Source organism: Rahnella perminowiae, from assembly GCF_019049755.1.
GTDB lineage: Bacteria > Pseudomonadota > Gammaproteobacteria > Enterobacterales > Enterobacteriaceae > Rahnella > Rahnella perminowiae.
Map to the genome: position 1 here is coordinate 1 of NZ_JAFMOS010000338.1, position 5,328 is coordinate 5,328.

General features: G+C 45.7%; 3 protein-coding genes. All 3 read right to left on the reverse strand.

The window, feature by feature from the left end:
* Positions 1 to 494 precede the first annotated feature (494 nt).
* The gene (locus tag J1785_RS03655; protein WP_217218840.1) at positions 495 to 4,196 is read right to left on the reverse strand and encodes an AMP-binding protein; all 3,702 of its coding nucleotides are present in this window, start codon (positions 4,194 to 4,196) and stop codon (positions 495 to 497) included.
* 3 nt (positions 4,197 to 4,199) lie between these two features.
* Positions 4,200 to 5,120, reverse strand: coding sequence for an amidohydrolase family protein (locus J1785_RS03660; protein WP_015689836.1), 921 nt, complete (start codon positions 5,118 to 5,120; stop codon positions 4,200 to 4,202).
* A gap of 3 nt (positions 5,121 to 5,123) precedes the next feature.
* Positions 5,124 to 5,328: phosphopantetheine-binding protein (locus tag J1785_RS03665; protein WP_238483063.1), on the reverse strand; the 205-nt coding region annotated here is incomplete at its 5' end.

Here is a 5,328-nt window from a genome sequence, read left to right on the forward strand (position 1 = left end):
GATAATAGACATAAACGAAAAACTCGGTAAATTCTCTTTACGTCTAACGAAATCCCTCACCAGAAATATTACAGCCGGAACTGTTTTCGACGGCCGCTACTATTATTATCAACAAAGTAATCACAAAAATTCCATCATCACATTTATTGCCAAGTGACCACTTGAACTTTCCTCGTGGGCAGGTGCTATTATTGCTAATTACTTCCTTCAATAAACAGCTGGCCTTGCGCTTTATCCAGTAACATCGGCAGTGCCTCTCCCTTCACCCAGGCGGTCAAATCGTTCATCTACCCAGGACCAAGCGGGTTACCAGTTTGCCCGGTGGGTAAGCCTCTAGTTCTTCATCAGGTGAGGTGACAACCCGCTCAGAAGCCGTGAAAATCTGGCGAAGCAGTGAATTTCCCCTTCGGTGTCGTGAGGCACTTGACCATCCTTCGTGTTCTGTGAGTTCAACCGGTCAATGCATCGGCTCCTATATAAACGCAAATGTCAGTTCAATCGCCTATGCGGTGGAAGTTTTTTAAATTATTAATGGACTGCCCAGCTACATCGCTGAATAGTGAAAAATGTCCGCCATCTACCAGTGTAATATTTCTTCCGGCCCCCAGTCGTCGTATGTTTTGTAAAAGTAGGTCTTTACTAAAATATCCACCAACACCGCCCCGCGCGTAAAGTAAATTGATATTACGTGGTACGTCATTTGCAATGATACGGAACTGCTTATGAAGCACCATCGCCTTATCAAGCAGGTCATGAAGCGACGCTAATCGGGTATCCCCAGCTCCGGTAAAGTTCTCCCAGCGGTAATTATCTGGCATAAAGTCGAGAAAGCTGTCGATAATGGTGACATAGCAGATTTGAGCTTGCCGCTCAGAGCGCAGAGCTAATTCATATGCGAGGCAGCCGCCAAAGGAATGACCAACCAGATGTATGGTCTCCCCTACTTGACACTCCGCTTTCAAACGCTGCCAAGTTTTATCTGCCAGTGCCTCAAAACTGGTGGCGCTAGGCAAATCATGATTGTAATTTAGTATTTTTACTGCGAAATCAGGCGTCAGCTTCTTAAACCACGATTGATATACCGCCCCTAACGTACCAGCTCCAGGCAAAAAATATAGTGTCTGTCCCCGTTTGACGGGAGGGACTGCATCCTCATTCCTCAGGCGATGAAAGATGCTCAGCGTCAGATCGGCGATCACTGGCGCCGTAAAAATATCTTCGTAATTTAGGCGAAGGGAAAATGTTGACTCAATACGCTCAAGCAGTTGAAGTATGTCTAACGAGTTGGCGCCGGATGCAATAAGATCGCTATCTCTGTGCAGGAAAGGATCGTGTAGCACTGAGCAGCAGATTGCCAGCAACTGCTGTTCCAACTTTACTGGAATAGGGATTTCCGGCCCGGCAGGCTGGTTATGATGCCTTAATAACGCGTCTAGCCATTGATCTGACTGCTTGGCAAGTACTTTGCGGTCAATTTTGCCATTGTGATTTAAAGGGAAAGCTTCCAGGATATATATCCAGTTGGGAATCATATAGCCGGGCAGAACCTCACGTAACGCCGCTAATACTTGCTGTTTCGTGCTGAACCCTCTTTCAGTAACTATACACAAGATAATCTCTTTATGGCCTGAATGTTCCACAGGGCATGCGACTGCACGACCAATACCCTCCAGGTTTTCCGCCGCCAGTTCAATCTCACTTAGTTCCACCCGGTGGCCACGAATCTTCACTTGGTTGTCTTGCCGCCCGATATAGTGCAATCGACCTGCACCATCAATATAACCACTATCTCCTGTAAGATAAGCAATAGCGTTTAACGCAGTGAGGAAAACAAAACGCTGCGTGGTAAGCTCTGGTGCATGCATATAGCCGCTTGCCAGGTTAACCCCAGCCAACACAATTTGCCCTATTTGCCCTCGCAGCAGCGGCTCCATTGCATCATTGATTACCGCAACCTGATTACCAGCAATCGGTACACCTATTGGTATCGACTCTTCCGGCCCGGTAATATGGTATTCCGTAGCATAGGTAGTAAATTCCGTAGGACCATAAAGGTTGTAAAACTCTGGCATCTTTGTCGCGAAAAAGAAGTACTTTTTAACCACGTTTGGTGACAGCGCTTCCCCTGCAACATTAACACGCAGCAGTGCATGTGGTAATGCCCGGTGTTCAAGCAGGTATTCAAGCACCGAGGGAACCGTATTCAACAAGGTATAGTCATCGTGATATTGCAACTGAATAGCATTATCCAGCACCGTTAAACATCCGCCGCTGCAAAGCGTGGCAAATATTTCATAGATACTTAGATCGAATGAAAAAGAAGTGACAAAGGGTACACGGCGGAAGATCTCTTCACCTGCGGTCAGCGACCATGCAATAAAGGCTGTGAGATTACCGTGGCTAAGCATCACCCCCTTAGGTGTCCCTGTTGAACCGGAGGTATAAAGGCAATATGCCAACTGCTGACTGCTGACGGGTTGTTCGCAAGCCAGCTTATAGAGGCTGAGCGGTAAAGGTAATGAAACATTAATCATAACCAGTTTCTGTAATACATCCTCACCCACCCACTCTAAAGTTCTATCCGTCACCAGAAAACGGCAGTGGCTGGCATCGAGAATTTGCTGTTTGCGCGCTGCAGGAAACTTATGATCCATAGGCATAAACGCCATGCCACAACGCAACAGCGCAATCAGCACAGCAATGCTATCGACAGTTCTGGTCAAATCGCATGCGACAATTCGCGCCTCATCGGAGGCAAAAACGAAATTTTCTAGAAAATATCGTGCAAGTTCTTTACTACGTAGTTCAAGCTGCGCAAAAGTGAGTGAGGTCCCATGCGGGCTGCGCAGGCAAATAACATCTGGCCGCCGTGCGGTTATCTGCTGCAAACAGTTCAGCACTGACTTATTGCCCGTAATTGGCAGATGCGGTTCACTGAGCAGGCTGATTCTGGGCTCAGGATCAACTGCTACATCCGATAAAGCCATGTCACCTGCGATCACTCTGAACAAAGTGCTAGAAAGAAAGTCAATATCAACATCAGAATAAACTGCGCGATCGAACTCAATCTGCAACGCGAATCGCTGCTCTGTAATCTTTAAAAGATGAAAAGAAAGAGTGAACAATGAAGCGCTATTCGAAATAAATAATCGGGTGATGGTGTTATCTTGAGTTGTGAGATCAACATAGTTAACCAGTATCTGAAACAAGGGATGTGTAGAGGAAGAACTTTTAAGTCCCAGATGTCTGACTATATCGTTCAGCGACACCAACTGATGAAAACTATTGGTCAGCAGTTGTTTTCTGATTAGCTTATCCCCCCCGCTCTCCGCCATAGCTGCTGTCAGCAGCAGAGGTAAAGTATTCTCATACAGCCCGATTTGATGGCGATCGCGCTCATGGCTACGTCCTGCATAAGGAATACCGACCAGCAAATTTTCCTGCTGTGTCGACTGGCGATAATACCGACAGAACGCGGATAGAAAACGAGATAGAGGATGATTATTTGTCAGCAAGGAGGCACTAAGTGGCTCGCTCATTGGTAGATAGCGATATCCTGTAGTTTTCAGTTTTCTGCTGCTATGTTTTTTATTAAGCGGTAAAAGTGCAACTGTTGGAGTATCACTGACTAGCTTTTGCCAGTAGTTAAGGCTTCGGCGGTAGCCATCAGTGTCCCTGTTACTGGCTAGTTGTTGCACGAACATATTGTAGTCATCATGGTACAGTGATACTTCGCAGCGGGCATGGTAGCAGTCCAGCGTACGTTGAAGGAAAATAGCAACTGAAATGCCATCCCATATAATATGGCTGGATTCAATTATCAGCAGGTTACCTCCAGTTGATAGCTCCAGTAGGGTGAAGCGAATCAACTCTTCGTCCATAACTGCTATCGACCTTCCGATTAACCAACTGGCAATCGCCTGATCTAAATCTTGTTGATCAACGAACAAAGCGCCCTGCTGTAAACAGATGTCACGTGTAGGGTAAAATTTTTTCCCCTCATGGTGGATCTGCATACGCAACTCACGACCATTCTGTCTAATAACGGTATTGATCGCATTTTTCAACCGCATAGGATCGAATGGAATATCTGATGTGATTGCAACAGTCAGTTGGTTGAGTGCAGGGTTCTGGTTAATTCGTTCCGCAGTGATAAAATTTTGTTGCGTTGTGGTTAACTCAAAAAATTTATACATTGATCAACCTCCCTCAATCAGTCGGGTAATATTCTCACCGAAAAATACCTGTAGCGCGGTAGGCGTAATTTGTTGTGTTATCGCGGGGTTGGAGGTGATTCCAGTGACTAGATTTTTAAGGCCGCCGGACATCCTCGTGACGGGCCAGTCTGACCCAAAAATCACTTTGTTTTCAATATCTGCGAGTAAAACAGATAACAGCTGTTTCTGCCATTTACCTGGGAAAATTGCCCCACTTATCCCGCCAGTATCGATGTAAAGATTTGGCCAGTTTCGCGCTAGTTCAACAGCCTCTTCAACATAGGCAACAGCTCCATGCGCCAGAATAAAATTCACACCTGGAAAGTCCCTGGCCGCCGCACAAATTAACGAAGGTGGCATAAGCGTGAGATTGAGAGACTGCACCGTAGGACCGGTATGAAGCAGCACCGGTAAAGATTTTTCCTGACAGAAGTCATAGAACGGATAGAGACATTTATCAGAAGGTGAATAGCCGCATGGAGGATAAAGTTTGAGTCCATGAAAACCAAAATTTTCAATGGATTCGACAAACTCGTCGAGCGCGACTTGACCCCGCAATGGGTTAACTCCAGGGAAGACATAAAAACGCCCCGGGTATTTTTGTGTGACCTGAAAATGTGCTTCATAGATCTCCCGCTGCGGAAGCGGCATAGCCATGGCCGAGGAGAAATCAGGGATAAGTAGTACCGTGCGACTGATGGATGCAGCATCCATCTCAACAATTAACCTATCACCATAATGATCGTTATGCTGCATCAGTAGCATTTGCAGAATCTTGCTATAAGATACTTTTTCTCCATACGCTATCATTTTACAAGTTATATTGGCTGCAACATCTTCAAAAAATTGCTGCGGTATATAGCGCGTGGAGGCCAAATGACAATGTCCGTCAATTATTTTCATCCTCTACTCCGCTGAAGTAGTTGGTACCAATTCCAGAGAAATCTTTCGGATAGTTGATATTTTATCAATATCAATTTCACTGAGATCGATATTAGTCTGGTAAACATCTTCTAAGTGCGATACTAGCCCAAGTAAACCCATAGAATCTAGAATGCCACTTGCAAAAAGATCGTCATCCAGTCCAACTTCCTCTTTGAGATCATCATCA